The organism is Sphingopyxis sp. J-6, from assembly GCF_046603995.1.
GTDB lineage: Bacteria > Pseudomonadota > Alphaproteobacteria > Sphingomonadales > Sphingomonadaceae > Sphingopyxis.
This window is the reverse complement of record NZ_CP145810.1, coordinates 190,971-206,769: the sequence shown is the minus strand read 5'-3', so window position 1 is coordinate 206,769 and position 15,799 is coordinate 190,971. Positions and strand designations below refer to the sequence as shown.

The 15,799-nt window shown below is 69.1% G+C and carries 18 protein-coding genes and 1 pseudogene; 1 reads left to right on the top strand and 18 read right to left on the bottom strand.

The features are described 5' to 3' along the window. Positions 1-7 precede the first annotated feature (7 nt). The 6 genes and pseudogenes from V6U71_RS01085 to V6U71_RS01060 all read right to left on the bottom strand — a co-directional run bounded on the left by V6U71_RS01085 (position 8) and on the right by V6U71_RS01060 (position 4,645). On the bottom strand, positions 8-832 hold the full coding sequence (locus V6U71_RS01085; protein WP_411340592.1) for a DUF2163 domain-containing protein: 825 nt from the start codon (positions 830-832) through the stop codon (positions 8-10). Further along, positions 826-3,157: pseudogene (locus V6U71_RS01080) on the bottom strand (DUF2460 domain-containing protein). Before V6U71_RS01080 ends, V6U71_RS01085 begins: the two are co-directional and overlap by 7 nt. Further along, positions 3,157-3,732: a tail tape measure protein gene (locus tag V6U71_RS01075; RefSeq protein ID WP_411340591.1), complete on the bottom strand. Its 576-nt coding sequence runs from the start codon at positions 3,730-3,732 to the stop codon at positions 3,157-3,159. The pseudogene V6U71_RS01080 and the gene V6U71_RS01075 overlap by 1 nt, the downstream one beginning before the upstream one ends. Then, positions 3,725-3,928: a phage tail assembly chaperone gene (locus V6U71_RS01070; RefSeq protein WP_411340590.1), complete on the bottom strand. Its 204-nt coding sequence runs from the start codon at positions 3,926-3,928 to the stop codon at positions 3,725-3,727. Before V6U71_RS01070 ends, V6U71_RS01075 begins: the two co-directional genes overlap by 8 nt. 1 nt (position 3,929) lies before the next feature. Further along, complete coding sequence (locus V6U71_RS01065) at positions 3,930-4,241, bottom strand: gene transfer agent family protein (protein ID WP_411340589.1); 312 nt, start codon at positions 4,239-4,241, stop codon at positions 3,930-3,932. Next, on the bottom strand, positions 4,238-4,645 hold the full coding sequence (locus tag V6U71_RS01060; RefSeq protein ID WP_411340588.1) for a phage major tail protein, TP901-1 family: 408 nt from the start codon (positions 4,643-4,645) through the stop codon (positions 4,238-4,240). Before V6U71_RS01060 ends, V6U71_RS01065 begins: the two co-directional genes overlap by 4 nt. Before the next feature lie 47 nt (positions 4,646-4,692). On the opposite strand from V6U71_RS01060, the gene V6U71_RS01055 reads away from it, so the two are divergent. After that, the gene (locus V6U71_RS01055; protein WP_411340587.1) at positions 4,693-5,028 is read left to right on the top strand and encodes a hypothetical protein; all 336 of its coding nucleotides are present in this window, start codon (positions 4,693-4,695) and stop codon (positions 5,026-5,028) included. A 3-nt stretch (positions 5,029-5,031) separates the two neighbouring features. On the opposite strand, the gene V6U71_RS01050 is transcribed toward V6U71_RS01055, so the two are convergent. The 12 genes from V6U71_RS01050 to V6U71_RS00995 all read right to left on the bottom strand — a co-directional run bounded on the left by V6U71_RS01050 (position 5,032) and on the right by V6U71_RS00995 (position 15,762). Further along, on the bottom strand, positions 5,032-5,424 hold the full coding sequence (locus V6U71_RS01050) for a DUF3168 domain-containing protein (protein WP_411340586.1): 393 nt from the start codon (positions 5,422-5,424) through the stop codon (positions 5,032-5,034). Next, positions 5,421-5,966, bottom strand: coding sequence for a head-tail connector protein (locus tag V6U71_RS01045; RefSeq protein WP_411340585.1), 546 nt, complete (start codon positions 5,964-5,966; stop codon positions 5,421-5,423). Before V6U71_RS01045 ends, V6U71_RS01050 begins: the two co-directional genes overlap by 4 nt. After that, complete coding sequence (locus V6U71_RS01040) at positions 5,966-6,247, bottom strand: hypothetical protein (RefSeq protein ID WP_411340584.1); 282 nt, start codon at positions 6,245-6,247, stop codon at positions 5,966-5,968. Before V6U71_RS01040 ends, V6U71_RS01045 begins: the two co-directional genes overlap by 1 nt. Positions 6,248-6,263: 16 nt before the next feature. After that, complete coding sequence (locus V6U71_RS01035; RefSeq protein WP_411340583.1) at positions 6,264-6,428, bottom strand: hypothetical protein; 165 nt, start codon at positions 6,426-6,428, stop codon at positions 6,264-6,266. Beyond that, positions 6,425-7,783: a tail fiber domain-containing protein gene (locus V6U71_RS01030; RefSeq protein WP_411340582.1), complete on the bottom strand. Its 1,359-nt coding sequence runs from the start codon at positions 7,781-7,783 to the stop codon at positions 6,425-6,427. Before V6U71_RS01030 ends, V6U71_RS01035 begins: the two co-directional genes overlap by 4 nt. A 248-nt stretch (positions 7,784-8,031) precedes the next feature. After that, positions 8,032-9,171: a phage major capsid protein gene (locus tag V6U71_RS01025; RefSeq protein ID WP_411340581.1), complete on the bottom strand. Its 1,140-nt coding sequence runs from the start codon at positions 9,169-9,171 to the stop codon at positions 8,032-8,034. A gap of 5 nt (positions 9,172-9,176) precedes the next feature. After that, a complete protein-coding gene (locus V6U71_RS01020) occupies positions 9,177-9,605 on the bottom strand; it encodes an HK97 family phage prohead protease (protein WP_411340580.1) in 429 nt (142 codons plus the stop codon). After that, entirely contained in the window at positions 9,602-9,910 is a 309-nt protein-coding gene (locus V6U71_RS01015; protein WP_054586510.1) for a DUF6127 family protein, read from the bottom strand. Before V6U71_RS01015 ends, V6U71_RS01020 begins: the two co-directional genes overlap by 4 nt. A 97-nt stretch (positions 9,911-10,007) precedes the next feature. Next, complete coding sequence (locus V6U71_RS01010) at positions 10,008-11,114, bottom strand: phage portal protein (protein ID WP_411340579.1); 1,107 nt, start codon at positions 11,112-11,114, stop codon at positions 10,008-10,010. 608 nt (positions 11,115-11,722) lie between these two features. Continuing rightward, the gene (locus tag V6U71_RS01005) at positions 11,723-13,078 is read right to left on the bottom strand and encodes a DNA-packaging protein (RefSeq protein WP_411340578.1); all 1,356 of its coding nucleotides are present in this window, start codon (positions 13,076-13,078) and stop codon (positions 11,723-11,725) included. Beyond that, positions 13,078-13,602 (bottom strand): hypothetical protein, encoded by a 525-nt coding sequence (locus tag V6U71_RS01000; RefSeq protein ID WP_411340577.1) that lies wholly within the window; start codon positions 13,600-13,602, stop codon positions 13,078-13,080. The genes V6U71_RS01005 and V6U71_RS01000 overlap by 1 nt, the downstream gene beginning before the upstream one ends. A 156-nt stretch (positions 13,603-13,758) precedes the next feature. Then, positions 13,759-15,762: a prolyl oligopeptidase family serine peptidase gene (locus tag V6U71_RS00995; RefSeq protein ID WP_411340576.1), complete on the bottom strand. Its 2,004-nt coding sequence runs from the start codon at positions 15,760-15,762 to the stop codon at positions 13,759-13,761. Positions 15,763-15,799: the final 37 nt, after the last annotated feature.

Genomic DNA, 15,799 nt, shown 5'->3' with positions numbered 1-15,799 from the left:
GCCGACGTCATCCACCGGGGTATCGCGTCAGCAGATCATTACCGGGCAGGTGTGCTTCACCGCGAAAATTAACCGAATTGGCAAAGCGGGTCCGGCACGTCGAAAGCTGCTTGTCGCACCCTTCGGTCAACCGCACCCGGGCCGGCAGCGCCACGGCCAAGGGCGGCGCCTCGGCGAGATGCAGCACCGCGCCCTCGGCGCCGATCACCGGGCTCGCCAGTCCGCAGTTCGCTCCCTCGAGCCACAGCAATTCGCCGAACGCCATCGCGCCCGCCACCGCGCTGTCGAGCGTGACTGTCCGCCCCGCGACCGCGATCACCCGCCGCCTGTACGTCAGCGGCGCCAGATCGACGCGGCACGCCCGGTCGCCCAAGGACGCGCGGCAACTCGGCGAAGTGGCGGGGCACACCGGCCGGTCGAGCATCCGCGTCACGCCTTGCAATTCGGCGCCAAAAGCCGCGCCGCGCCGCTCGATCGCCCCCAGCGATCCGCGCGCGACGGTCACCGGCGTTGCATCGGGCGCAGTCCAGTCGGTCACGAACAGCACGAGCTCGGCGCCGTCCCAGCGCCCCGCGTCGAGATCGCGCGCCGCGATCGCCTCGCTCGCGATAGCGCCTTCGAGATCCATCGTCGCAGCATCGAGGCTGTCGCTCGTCTCGATCGCCGACGGCTTCATCCCCGGCGCCGCGCGATAGGCGATCCCGTCGATCACCAGGTCGCGGTCGTGCGAGGTCAGCCCGATAACCACCCCGTCGCGCCGCGCCAGCCGCCAGCACCACGCCAGCGTCACCAGCTCCTCGCGCAGCCAGTCGGGCGCCGCCGCGATCACCATGGCGCCCGCACCTCGACCAGCGGCACATTCGCGATCTCGCCGGCGAGGAACGTCGCGCGGCTCACCTCCAGCCGGTCCTCGGCAAAGCGCACCGGCACGTCGAACAGGAAGCCCGCGCGCACGGCAACCTCGTCCGCCGGTGCGGCGTCGAGCAGCACCTCGCCGCCATCGGTGACGGCAAAGGCCGCGGTCTCGATCCCGTCGACCGACACCCGCACGCTCCCCGCGACCGGCAGGCGGATCGCGCGCGCCTGCACCGCATCGTCGCTGCCATAATGTTTGACCAGCGCGAACTGTCGCCGGCTGCCGTCGCCAGTCCCCAGCCACTGGTCGATCGCCGTCGGCATGCCGCCGCTTCCTGCCGAACTGCCATCGAACGGGTCGCGAAAGCGGAACGCGCGCGCCGCGCCGCGCCGGGCACGAAAGAAATCGGTCAAGATCCGCACGTCGGCCTCGGATCGCACCCCCGGTCCCGCGTCGTAGCGCATCCGTGCCTCGGCCCATTCGCTCGCGCGTTGCTCGTGCCCCGACGGCGAGCTCACGATCTGGGTCGAAAATTCGGTCACCACCAGCGCCTCGCGCCCGATCGCCAGCGGGAAATCCACCGCATCAAAAGCCTGCACCTCGCCCTCCCCGTCGCCTTGTCCGTCGAATGTCACGAAACCGTCGCGCGCCACCTGCGGCAACGCCCAGATGAAGGTCTGCGCCACCCCGGCCCGCCGTGCCGCATCGGCGGCGTCCGCAATCGGTCCCCACTGCGCCCGCTGTTCGGGCAGCAGCACGAACCCCGAAAAATAATGCTGCTCGTCGACCGGATAGCCAAGCCGCGCAACCATCACCGCGCGCGCACCTGCGGTCTCGTCGCCGCGCCCGGCGGTGACCCAGTCATAATCCTCGAGCTGCAGCACATCGAACGCCGGCGCCGCCCAGTCCGGCGGCACATTGGCGCGCCGCACCTCGGGCGCTTCATTGTCCAGCACCGTCGGCAAAAAGACGAGCAAATGGCTGACCAGCCCCGCCGCCCCCGCCTCGTCGCGCGCCGCCGCAACGAGCGCCGGTCGACGCCGCCAGCAGTGCGCCGAGCGCGTCGAGCATCGCCAATTGCCCCGCGTCGAGCGTCCCGCGCACATCGGGGATCGCAACGCTCGCGCTGCCCAGCGCGGCCGTCGTCGCGGCGTCATAGGCGCAAAGCCGCCCTTCGCTCGCGGTCCACCACCACGGCTCGCCGACCTGGAATTTCAGCGGCAAATCCGCCGCCGCGCCGATCGCGACGAACGCCCGCGCGACCAGCTGCAGATAGCCCATCGCGGCGGCATTGGCGGGCGACAGCAAGGTCGACGGCGGCTCCCAGCCGGTCAGTGCCGGCGATCCATCGGCCGTCCGCTGCTTCCAGTCCTCCGAGCAATAGGCATCGAAATATTCGTACGACAGCGACCAGATGAGCCCCAGCCCCGCCGCCTTGCAGGCGCTCGCATAACCGGCATGCCACGCCGCGCACGGTCCGTTGAGCACCCCGCCCGCGAGGCTCGCGTAAAAACCGCCGCTCGCCGCCTCGAGCCGCATATAATGGCTCATCCCGACATAATGGACGACGTCGCCGCGATAGCCGAGCTGCACGATCTGCCGCACCACCCGCGCCGGGGTCAGATTATAGCTGTCGTCATAGCCGCCCGCGATGCCGAGGGCGTGTTCGGGCAGCACGACATCGCCGATCGCCAGCACCGATCCCGACCCCGCACAGGCGATCTCGCTCATCTCGGCCCAGCCCTCGACCGGCGCCGCAAGCACGCCGTCGCTCGCGTCGTAATCCGGCGGCACCAGCGAGATGAACATCCGGTCGATGTCGCCCGCCCACACCGGGTCCGCCTCGGCCGGCAACAGGAAGCCGCCGTCGAGGTCGTCGAAATCGAGGCTGACCAGCGCATCCTCCGCCGTCCCCGCCGCATAGTTCCACAGCCGCACATACCAGGCGCGCGGGCTGCCCGCCGCGTCGCGCCCCTCGATGGTCAGCGTCGGCCCATGCAGCGCGTCGAGCGGCTTGATCCCGCCCGACCGCCAGCGGAACCGGAGCTGCGTGTGCCGGAAGTCGCGCTTCGTCTCATAGGCGAGCAGCGGGTGATCCCAGCGGTCCTCGGCCTCCCAGATCAGCCCGGCCAGATCCTGCTTGCGATAGAAAACCGTCTCGACGCGCAGCGCCCGCGGCGTATCGCTCGTCACGCTCGCCATCATCGGCCGCGCGAAATCGACCGTCCAGAAGCGCGGGTCGAACCGCTTGAGCCAGCCCTTCCTATGATGCGGCTCGGCCGCCACCAGCGCCCAGCCCATCAATCCTCTCCTTGGGCGACCGCGCGCCGCACCGCGCGCGCCAGTTGCCGCCCGGTCTGCGCCAGCCGCTGCGGCTCGCTCCCCGCATCGCCACGCACATTCACCGTGATCGCGATATTACGCACACCGCCCGTGCCTGCGGCCTCGACGCGCCCGCTTGCGGTCGGCACGAACAGCTCGGGTCCGCGCTCGCCGACCATATAGGCGCGCCCCGCGCTGACCGGCCCGCCTGTCGCGCGTCCCGGCGCCCCGAACAGCGCCATCGCGATCGAGGTTCCGAGCGACAGCAATCCGCCGCCGCCGCCCGACCCGCCGCCCATCGCCGCGCCGATGCCGTTCGAAATCGCGACCCGCGCGACGTCGGCCATCACCGACAGCACCAGCCGTTTCAGATCCTCGAACCCCAGCTTGCCGGTGCGGATCGCGCGCGACAGCGCGCCTTCGATCGCGCGGCCGGCCTGCTCGGCGCCGGCGACGAGCGGCCCGTCGAGCTCGGCGCGCATCGCCGCGATGTCGCGGCGGAAAAGACCGGTGTCGGCGCGCACCGCGACCACCAGCTCGTCGATCTCATCCATCGGGAAATGCCTCCATCATCGCCGCCAGCGCGGCACGCCCCAGCCCCTGCGCCGCATCCTCGTCGGCCCACCCCGCCAGCATCGCGCGGACGTCGGCAGGCGTCGCCGCCCAGAACTCGTCCGGCCGCCAGCCGCCGACCCGCGCCATCACCCCCGCGAGCGCCAGCGCGGCGGGACCCAGCCGTTCGTCCTGCACCTCACCGCCCCTGCAATATCTGCCCCAGCAGCACGCGCAGCGCCGGGGTCACCGCCACCAGCCCCTGCGCGACGACGGCTTCGCCGACCCGCTCGCGGGTCAGCGCCTCGGGCCGGTCGCGCACGCAATGCCAGAACAATGACGCCAGTTCGCCGAGCGCCAGCTTGCCGTCGGCGGCGCGCTCGACCAGCGCGAACAGCGGTCCCAGCTCGTCTTCGGCCGCCACCAGCGCGGCAAAGCTCGGGCGCAGCACATGCACCGCGTCGCCGACGCGCAGTTCGGCCTCGCCGCGCAGCGGGTTCGCGCTGCTCACAGGCTCGCCACCGGCCCGCTCGATTCCAGGCTCAGCGTATAATTGCGCTCGCCGTTGTAGTCGCCGGCATAGTCGAGCCGGGTGACCAGGAAGCGGCCCTGCATCCGCTCGCCGCTTTCGAAGCTCAGCTCATAATCGTCGATCGCGCCCGACAGCGCATGGCCGCGCAGCCGCACCTCGGCCGCCGATCCGGTAAAGATCCCCGCCGCGCTCACCGAAACCGATCGCACCCCGGCACCCGACAGCAGCTCGCGCCAGCCCCCCGAATCCTTGGTCGTGACGTTCACCGCCTCGCCGTTCACCGAAAGCTGCGTCGTGCGCAGACCCGCGACGGTGCCATAGGCGGGCGGCACCCCGCCATCGCCGATCTTGAGCAGAAAAGCGCTCCCATTTTCAATTGCCATCGTCTAATCTCCTCACAGAAAAATCACTGCAAACGGGGAGTCGCAGGATGCTTTTCACGACATTGCTTCTGGCCGTCATGGCGCCGTCGCCGACCGCCGCGGTCGACACGACGCGCGTCGCTTTCACCAAATGTCTGAACACGGCGATGAAGAAGGGGCTCGACGACAAGATCACCGCCGCCGAGTTCGAAATGTCGGTCAAGTCGGTGTGCGAAACCGAACGCGCCGCCTTTCGCACCGCAGTGATCGCGCTCAACCGTTCGGGCGGCGATTCGGAGGCCGATGCAGCCGAAAATGCCGACATGCAGGTCGACGATTACCACGCGAACTTCGTCGACAAGTTCAAGGACTATTCGGAAAACAACTCGCGCCCCGGCGACTGATGCTCACGCCGCGAGGCAGCGGCAACGCACTACCACTTCGTGCCGCCAGCCGCCGTCGCGAGCAAAGCTGAAGCGCGTCCGGATCGCGCGCGCGCCGACGACAGTCCAATCGCCGGCCGCCCCGCGCAACGATGCGACGACCGCCTCGATCCTCCCTGCCGCCCGATCGCCGGGCGCGCTACCCGTGCCGGCGAGCAGCAGCGTCAGCCGCACCTCGCGCCCGGCGCGATCCTTGGTGCCCCAGTCGCTCCCCTCGGCCGCTGCGACCGACACATAGGGCGCACTCGCGCGCGGCGGCGTGCCGTCGAATATGCCATGCACCAGCGCAGCAAGTTCCGCGTCGGCGGACAGCAAGTCCAGCGCCCGCACCCGAACCGCCTGCTCGGCCCCGCTCATCGGCCGCTCCCCAGCCCGACCCGCCGCCACGGCTGCCACAGCGCCGCGATCATCGCCGGCGGCGCGCCGGTTTCGCCGTCGCGCGCCGCGTGGAGATGCTGCATCATGCGCAATATGCCATGGCGGATCGCCTCGGGAATGGCGTTGACGTCGGCGGCCATGCCCGCGCGATAGCGGACACGCACCCGGTCGCCGTCGCGCGTCCCGGCGATCGACAGCCGGCCGGTCCCGTCGGACGACAGGCTGAGGCTCCGGTCCGCTTCGGCGACCTCGCTTTCGCCGCCCGCCGCGAGGAGCAAGGTCACGGCCTCGACCGCGACCACCGGCCGCACCGACAGGCGGATCTTGCCGTCGGCGACGGCCACGATCTCCTCGGCTTCGCGGATCACCAGCCACTGGCCGACAAAGCTTTCGCAGATGTTCGCCGCGGCGCGGATCAGCCCCGCGACCACCGCATCGTCGGTGCTCGCGCCCAGCCGCAGCCAGCCGCGTGCTTCGTCGAGGCTCACCGGGGCCTCGCCCGGTACCAGGCTCGTCGTCATCACCGTTCCTCCACCCGCACGGTCAGCGACCGCTCGTCGATCTGCCCGTCGCTCATCGTCACCCGGTTGCTCACGCGATAGATGCGACCGGCAATTCCGCCGGTCAGCGTCGCGACCGATTTCAGCAGATCGTGGCTCGCCGCCGCGACCGCGACGCCGTCGGGCTCGTCGGGCACGCACGTCCATGCGCTCGCCAGCACCGCCTGCCCGTCGGGATAGGCGGCCGCCCATTCGAACTCGAAATCGATCCGTGCCCCCGGATCCTTCACCACCATCGTCATGTCCGCTCCTTTCTCGTCAGGGTTTGCGAACCACCACCACCCGCCGCGCCACGCCGCAGGGCTGAAGGTGGCGGGCGGGCGGCCGCGCTGCGTCGGGCGCCGCGCCGCCCCATTCGCCCGGCAGATCGCGCCGCCCGGCATCGCCGATCGCCTGCGACGACGGCGGCTTTCCCGCCGTCACGCCGCTGCCTCCAGCGCCGCGATCCGCGCCTCCTGCCCGGCGATCAGGAACAGCGCGAGCTGGTCGGGACGGATGCCGAAGCGCGTCTGCGTCCCGCCATCCGCATCCCATTCGTCCCAACAAAGAAAGGCATAGGGGGTCGCGCCCGGCCGGCCGTCGGCGCCGACCGGATCGATCAGTCCCTCGTCGGCCATGATCGCCCAGACCGCCTGCGCGCGCAGCCCGAAATGATGGCGTGCACCGGCCGCTCCCTTCTCGGCAATCGCGTCCTTCCACTGGAAGAACCCCAGTTCGGCCGCGATCCGCCGCGCCGCGTGCAATTCGGCCCCGGTGGCGCCGCCGCGCCATGTCTTGTCGCGCATATCCGATGTGTTGATTGTCCCCGTCCCGGCATAAACGACCGACCAGCGGAACGATGCCGACCCCAGCGTCTGGCCGTTGTCGGCGCCCGGTTGCAACGTACCGGCCGCCAGCAGCCGCAAGCGCTCGGTCGATCCCGCCACAAACGTAAAACCGCCCGCACTGGTGCCGGTCGATGCGAGCTGGATCAGATTGGCCGTCGGGTCGGCGGCAATCGTCAAATAATGCGAATCATTGCCGGCGACGTTCGTCGTCTGGAACCGCGCGATCACCTGCATCGCATCCGAATCCGATGAACGCACCAGCAGACGCGTGTTGGCCGCGGCGGTCGATCCGATGCCGAAATCGCCGTTCGCGGCGACCCGGACGCGCTCGACCCCGCCGGTCGCCATCCCCAATATATCGGTCCCCGCCCGGAACAGGCCTGTCGCCGGGCTCGATCCGAAACCGACCGACGGCGCCGCTGCCGTACCGCTGGAACAGGAAAGCGCCCCACCGGCGACATAGGCCCCGGCGGCATTTTTGTATGTCAGCGCGGCGAGCGGAAGATTGACCCAGCCGCCGCTCCGCCGCACCGTCACCAGATCGTCCGCCAGTCCGGTCGCAACGGCATCGTGCCCCGTCGACAGCGGCTGTTTCGCGGCGACCGATACGCCGAGCGCCGCGCCTGCCGCATCGGTCGCGGCGAACCATCCCGCCCCGACGGTCAGCGCCAGCGTTTTCAGCCCGGGCGTAAAGTCGACGAGCGCGCCGCCGTTCGACGACGCCGCGACCGTATCGCGGACCAGCCGGCCGCTCGTGTCGATCCGGCCGAGCCCGGCCTCCCACTGGCCTTCGTGGACGACCCCCGCGATGGCATAGTGAAACGGCGTGTCGATCGGTACGTTGCCGGCGAAGCGGCGATGGCCGGGCACGGCGCCGGTCGGCGTCAGCGGCCCGGTCCCGCCCTCCTGGCACAGCTCGCGCACCAGATCGGCGAAAAAAGGGGTCGGCATGGCAGCGCCATCCTTTCCGATATAATTTCAGGAGAAGCCTGCGCCGAGCTTTCGTTCAGGTGAGCCGAAAATGAGGAATTTTCGGAAGCCGGCGCGCAGCGTGCTTCTGCACGTGAGCACCGGAAGTCCGAAAAGTCGTTATTTGCAGGCCGCCCTGGACGGAAGCTCGGCGCAGGCTGTTGACGCCCGGCCCTGACCCGAAAGGGAAGGGAACCCAAGGCCGGGCGCCCATCGCGCACCAGCGCTGCTTAGCTGGCGGCGAACTTCAGCAATTTGATGGCCTGTGAATCGATGATCGCACCGCCCACCCTTTTGGTTGCATAGAAATGCACAAAAGGCTTGTTGCTGAACGGATCGCGCAGGATGCGCGTCTCGCCGCGATCGGCGATCAGATATCCGGCGGCGAAGTTGCCGAAGGCGACCGACAGGCTGTTCGCGCCGACGTCGGGCATGTCCTCGGCCTCGACCACCGGATAGCCGAGCAGCGTCGCCGCCTGTCCCTCGACCATCCCCGGCTGCCACACGAATGCCCCGTCGCTGGTCTTGAACTTGCGGATGCGCGACAGCGTGTCCGAATTCATCACCCAGCACGCCCCCTGCCGGTACGGCGCCTTCAGCGAATGGACCAGCTCGACCAACTTGTCCTGCGGGTTCGATGCCGGAAAGGCGCCCGCCGTCCCCGTTGCGAGATACTGCAGCGACCCGAAGGCACGCACGCTGTCGACCTCGTTCGTCGCCGTATAGGTCAGGAAACCCTTCGGCCGGTTCGTCCCGTTGCCGTTCACGAACGCGCTGCCCTCGGCGACCGCGAACTCGCGGCCGAGCTGCTCGGCCAGCCAGTCCTCGACGTCGAACATCGCATCGTCGAGCATCGCCTGGCTCGCCGCCGGATTGGCGTAGAGCTCGCCCGACGGCGGCGCGATCTCGGCAAAGCTGCGCGTCGCGGTCTCGGGCCGCGCCGCGGTCTCGCCGACCCAGCCGGCGCCCATCGATCCCGTCGCCACCAGCTTGCGATAACCGCTCGTCCCCGTCTGCACGACCGTCGCGATCGACCGGATCGGCGACAGCGCCTTCAGCATCGCGGCGATCGAACCGTCGATCTCGCGCGGCACCGCATAGCCGCCCTCGCCGCCGCTCGCCCCCGACAGGCTTTTCATCTCGACCCCCGCGTCGATGCCGCGGCGCAGATAGCGCTCGACGAACGCGTCACGCGCCGGATCGGCCGCCTTGGCGCCGTCGAGCGGCAACCGCGACGCCGCCACCGCCTGGGCATCGACCTGTGCTTTCAGCGCCGCGACCGACGCTTTCAGATCGTCGACCGCCTCGGCCGCCAGCACCGCATCGAACGCCCCCTCGAGCGCGTCCGCCTTCACTTCCATATCGTCCATGCTTGTCACTCCTTCACCACCTGAATCACCCGCGCCAGCGGCTGCATCGGCGCCGCCACCAGGCTCACCTCCGCAAGGTCGAGCGCCAGCAGCTCGCGCGGCCCGTCCCCGCGCGCCGCGCGCACCCGATATCCAAAGCTGAGGCCGGTCAGCGCGCCGCGCTCGACGAGCTTCGCCGCCGTCGGATGCGTCACCCGCGCCACGACGCGCAGCCCGCGCGCATCCTCGGCCAATGTCTCGATCGTGCCGACGACCGCCCCCGGCCGGTGCTGCCAGAGCAGCGGCACCGGGCGCCCCTCGCGCAAACTCGCCGCAAAAGCCCCCGCACGCACAATGTCTCCGCCGCGATCGACGCGGTCGAACACCGACGCATAGCCCGCGAACCGCACCTCGCCGCGCGCTTGCGGGAGGACCCGTTCCGCCACCGCGCTCATTTGAGCAGCCCCGGCAGTCCCAGCTTCATCGCCAGCCCGACGACCAGCAGCGCCAACATCCCGCGCACCGCCCAGTCGACCGCCGCCGCCCAGGCGCTTTTCTTCGCGTCGCGCCACGCGCCGAGCAGTTGCCTGAGGTCGCTCACATCGTCGCGCGCTGCCTCGTCGGCGAGGCCGAGCCTTGCCAATGCCCGCCGCGCCCCCAGCTCGCTCGCTTCCTCGACGACCGCGCGCAACAGCGCCGCATCGGGCGCACTCGTCCCCGCCAGCGCGATCAACCGCGCCAGCGCCTCTTCCTCATCCATGCCGATGTCCTCAAATCGTCGTCCCAGCGAAAGCTGGGACCGCTATCGTTGTGGCACGCCGCCAGCGATCCCAGCTTTCGCTGGGATGACGAGGTGGCTAAGCCACCCCCAGCAGCGCCTTCTTCTCGTCCGCGGTCAGCCAGTCGGCCGCCGACACCTCGCGCCACAGCGCCATCCGGTCCTCGACGAGCGCCGGCACCCGATCCAGATCGACGCGCAGCCCGGCGCCGTCGAACCAGCCGCTCAGCCCCTGCGCAATCGCCCCCAATATCTTCGCGCACAATGGCAGCACGGTCAGCCGCCACAGCGCGCGGCTGGCCTCGCGATAATTGGCATAGGTCGCATCGCCGGGCAGCCCGAGCAGCATCGGCGGCACCCCGAACGCCATCGCGATCTCGCGCGCGCTCGAATCCTTCAGCGCCAGGAAATCCATCTCCGCCGGCGACAGCGACAGCGCCTGCCACTTGAGCCCGCCTTCGAGCAGCAAGGGCCGCCCGGCATTCGCCCCGCCCGCGAAGCTCTCGGCCAGTTCCTCGCGCAGCCGGTCGACCTGCTCGGCCGACAAGGGCATCCCCTTTTCACCCGGATCGTGCACCAGCGCCCCCGACGGCCGCGCCGCATTCTCGAGCAGCGCCGCATTCCACTTCGCCGCGGCATTATGCGCCGCGATCGCGCCAGATGCTGCACCGAGGCACCCCGCGCCATAATGATCGTCGAGCGGATGCAGCGCCTTCACATGCACCACCGCGGTCCGCCCCGCACCGTCCTCGGCGGGCAGCACCGCGGCGCTGCCGCCGGCCTTGTAGCGATAGGCGACCGGCCACCCGCGCGCGTCGGCCTCGACCGTCACCCGCTCGGGCCGGAGCGCGAACAGCTCGGCCGGCACCCCCGCGCCATCGGTCAGGATCTGCACATAGCCATTGCCGTGCAGCAGCAGTTGCGACGCCAGCGTCTCGACCAGCCCCTGCCCGCCCGACGTCGCGGAAACGAGCGCCAGCAGCGCCGGATCGTCCGCCTCCACCGGCGCCGACCCCGCCGCCTCGGCGACCAGCCGCACCGCGCGCTGCACGATGGCGTTGGACAAATAGCCCTCGCGCACCTGCGCTTCCCACGTCAGCGGCGCCGGCGCACTCCAGCTCCCATACACCCGCGACAAAGCAGGCCGCGCAGGCCCCTGCGCGGCCTTGCGGCCAAACCAGTTCATAGTGATCTCCTAAATGCACCCCGGCGAAAGCCGGGGCCCAGTGCGTCAAGACGCCGCCCTATTCTCCGTTCGTGTCGAGCGAAGTCGAGACACCGCGAAGGCAAACGCTATGCCGATGGGCATCTCGACGTCGCTCGATGCGAACGGATTGGTTATTCACACACAGCCAGCGAGACCAACGGGTGGAAATGGCCCATGTTCATGGTTGGCTATTTGTTCCTGCTCGCTTATCCAGATTGTCGGTAGTCGTCCTACCAACCTTTTTGACCGGAACCGCGGCCTCTGAACGGCGCGGAGGCACGAGGCCTTCCGGAGCGTGGGCTCAATCCCATCTTCAAAAAGGAGACAGCTTATGAAGCGCGTATTCGTACGAGCATATAAGCGCTGGCGCCTTGGCCGGGTCGAGCAGGTGACTGCCCATACCCGGCGTTGGCCTAACCAGTATTCGTTCGACTTCTAGGCGGAGCAGAACGGGTAGGACGGCTACCACCCTTGCGAGTTTCGCCGTGCGAAACTTTCGCACAGGCGGGCCACAGCTCGCAAGAAAATTATCCCGTCAGGATAATCTGATCTCGAAGCATCCGACCTTGTAGTTGCCAACCCACCGTTCAAACCCGCCGCACCCCCGGCGCCCGCCCCTTCTTCAGCCCCTCCAGCAACGCCGCCAGCGCCCACACGCAGGCATCGGCCCTGTCCGGCGAACGCCCCGGCCCCGCATAGCCGCCGCCCACCTGCAACCCGCAAAGCTCGTCTTCCAGTGCCGCGAACGCCCCCGCATGCACCACCCGCCCGCGCTCGTAAGCGATCGCCACCGGCTCCGCCCTTCGCGCCTTGCCGACGCTGGCATGCACCGGCGTCACCGGCAGCGTGCAGTCGGCCTGGCGCAGCGTCGCCTCGACCATCTCGCCGCCCATATTGCTCTCGGCGACGATCCGGTCGGCGCCCCAGCGCGCCGCGGCGGCTGCCACCGCCTGCGCCCATATCGCGGGCGGCGGCGTCTCGACGCTCGCATCCTCGACGACCGCGAGCCGCCCGTCGCGGAGCTCCACCGCCACCACGATCCCGCACGCATCGCCGTTGGCGGTGGCCGGCGGATCGACGCCGATCACGACGCGTACCGGCTTGCCGATGTCGCCGGCGCCGATCCGGCACCGCTCGATCAGCCCGCGCGACCACAGCGCCCCCTCGACATCCTCCAGCAATTCGCCGTCGAGCTCCTGCCGCCCCAGCCGCGTCCCGCCATATTGCGCGATCATATGCGTCACGAAACTCGCCGGCAGGTGCGGATTCTCGGCGGTCCGGCCGAGACTCGTGACGCAGCCCGGCACAGCCGCGACCTTCAGCATCAATGGCACCGGGCGCGGCGTCGTCGTCACCAGCACGCGGGGTCTTTCCCCCAGCCGCATCCCCAGCATCAGATTGTCCCACCCCGCATCGCCGCCCTTCTTCCATTTCGCCAGTTCGTCGCACCAGCCGAGATGATGTTCGGGACCACGCAGATTTTCGGGCGCCGCCGCCGAAAACAAGGTCGCGACCGCACCGCTGTCGAAATGCAGCTCGCGCAGCCGATGTCGCCATTGCGGGGCTTCGTCGGCCCGCGCGACGGCCAGCAGCCCGCTTGGCCCCTCGATCATCACGCGCATTCCGTCATTTTCGTTCGCCGCGACCAACGCGATGCGGGTGCCCGGCATGCGCCGTGCCATTTCGCTGATCCATTCCGAACCCGCCCGCGTCTTGCCGAACCCTCGCCCGGCGCGGATCAGCCACACGGGCCAGTCGCCGGGCGGCTCGCGCTGCCCCGCATGCGCCCACTGATACCAACGCTCGTCCAGCTCCTGCACATATTTGCGCGGGATCTCGCGCAACACGCGCCGCCGGTCGTCGGGCGACAGCGCCAGAAGCCGGTCGACTATGGTCTCGTCCTCGCGCAACTCCAGCCGCTCCAGCCACCGCGCGAGCTGCACTATTTCGCGTCCTTTTCTGCCGCGCGCTCGCGCTGCTGCTCCATGATCGCGATGCGGCGCAATATTTCGGCGTCGGTCTCCTCGGCGGTCGGCCGGCTGCGCGCATTCAGCCGAACGCGCTTGGCTCGGCCGCCTTCGATGCTGGCGCGATGCTTGTTCATCAGGTCGATCGCCTGCGCGACCGTCATCGCACCGATGACCGGTATCGCGTCGGGATTATCGTCATGCGCGACCTCGATCGTCTGGATCGCACGCTCGACCAGCGCCATTTCCAGCCGCGCATAGCCGCTTTCCAGCGCCGCCTGCCATGCCTCGGCAAAGCATGGGTCGCGTCGCCGCAGCTTATACGCCGCCGACGGGGCGAACCCCGCGACCGCTGCCGAAGCGCGCACATGACAGCTTTCGGCCAGCGCCTCCAGAAAGACCTGAAGCTGATGGGGGGTTATCTGTCTCGACTGCGGTTCGACGGCATCGTTGCCCGATCCGCGCCCGCCAGTCTCTCCATCGCCCGTCGCCACATCCATCGCCCGACCTCCAAATGCGATCGGGCCGGAACAGCCTCCCGCATCGGAAGGCCGCCGGCCCGACTCGCAATTCTTCATGATGTGACACTTGTGCCATATCAGCGTGACGATGTCAATAGAAAATAACCTATATGGTTATTACCTCATCCCCGCCGCTTACGCCAGCTCGTCGTAAAGGAAGATCAACTCCTCCACGTCGCGCTCGATGAACAGTTCGCGGGTCATCGCATTGTGGCCGGTGCCTTCGCGCACGCGCAGGCGGATACGGCGGTCGGAGCTGTTTGCGGCTTCGACCGCCGCGACCATTTTGCGCGCATGCCACGGCGGGCAGGTGGTGTCGGCGGCGCCCGCGTCGCACAGCAGGGCGGGATAAGGGGTGCCGGCGCGGACCCGGTGGACGGGCGAATAGGCGCGCATCGCCGCCGCATCCTCGGCAATCGCCGGGTCGCCATAATCCGCCTTCACGATGTTCAGCGGCACCGGATCGCGGGCAAGGTTGACCAGATCGCACACCGGCACCTGCGCGACCGCCGCGCCGATCAGGTCGGGACGCTGGGTAAATACCGCGCAGGTGAGCAGGCCGCCGTTCGACGAACCGGTCACCCCGGTGCGTTCGGGCGTCGCGAAACCGCGCGCATGGAGATCCTCGATCACTGCGAACATATCGTCGAACGTGCCCTGTTTGCGGTGCATCCGGCCTTCGTTCCAGAATTGGGTGTCGCGCTCGCCGCCGCCGCGGAGCTGGGTATGGACCCACAGCCCGCCCAGTTCGGTCCACGCCGCGCCCATCGCCGAATAGCTCGGGATCCACGGCGCGTTGAAGCCGCCATAGCCGGTGACGATCGTCGGCGCGCTGCCGTCGAGCGGGGTCGACCGCTTGCGCAGCACCCAATAGGTGACGGGGCCGTTCGGGCCGGTGGCGCTCAGGCATTCCAGCTCGCGATCGCTCAGCGGATGTACCGACGGTTCCAGCTCCGCGACCGTCAGCGTGCCGAGATCGGCGCGATAGACGCCGCAGCCGGAGGTCAGGCTGCTGTGAATGAACACGCAACCGTCGCCGTCGGCGCCGACGACGTCGGACATGATTGCGGCGATGAAGCCGAAACCCATCAGCCCGAACGCCCCATCGCCGGGGAGCGGCAGATAGCCACGATCGCGCCCCTGCCGGTCGAGCGACTTGAGCCGCATCACCCCACCCTCGATAGTAGTGAGCGCGACATGCTCGCCGCACAGGGTGAGCGAGACCAGCTTGATCTCGTCGCGGGCGGCGATCAACTCGCGCCAGCTCGACGGGTCGTCGAAGCTGTCGGCGGGGATGGCGACCAGCCGGCACCAGCCCGACCTGTCGTCGGTGATCGCCCAAAATTCGTCGCCGACGAAGCGGCCCTTGTACATCGAACCCGCCGGGCCAGCGTCCTCCGCCAGCACGCGCGTCCATTCGCCGCCGTCGATACGCTTGATCCAGCGCGGGCGCGGCGCGGTCTGGTTGGCCATCACCGCGACCCAGCGGCCATCGGCCGACACCACCGGCCAGCCAAAGGGAAAGTCGAGTTCGGTCGGCTGCAATTCGGCCTCGCCCGACAGCGGTTGCCACCAGACGTCATATTGCGGTGCGACCTGACCGTCGGCGAGCGTCTTCATGGCGAGGACCGAATAAAAGAAGCCGCTGTTGTCGTGCGCCCAGGCGCCCAGCGCATAGCCGGCGATTGACGGAAATTCGCGCACGACACTGCCGTCCGCGACATTCAGGACGCGATAGGCGATCGCATGATCCTCGCTGATGCCGACGAACAGCAACCTCCCGTCGTGCGAGGGATGACAGATCGCGATCGTCGCAGCGGGACCATGGTCGCTCGGGTCGATCAGCACGCGCCCTGCGCCGGTCGGGCTGGACGATACCGTCAGCACCAGATTGGCGCGCCCTTCGATCTGGACCTTGCGGAACCAGGTGTCGCCGAAGCGCTCGGGCGCGGTCGCGGCGAACAAATCCTCGAACGTGGCGTTGACCGCGGCGGCAACGCGCGCGGCGTTGGGCGAAGCGGCCAGCTCCGCCACCGTCTTGTCATTCGCCTGCCGCTGCCATTCGATCACGGCAGCATCGGCGTCGTCTTCGATCCAGCCAAAGGGATTCTCGACGGCGGCGGCGATCATATCGGTCATTTTCTCTTCCTCTGCTCACGAAATCCGGCGCGACACG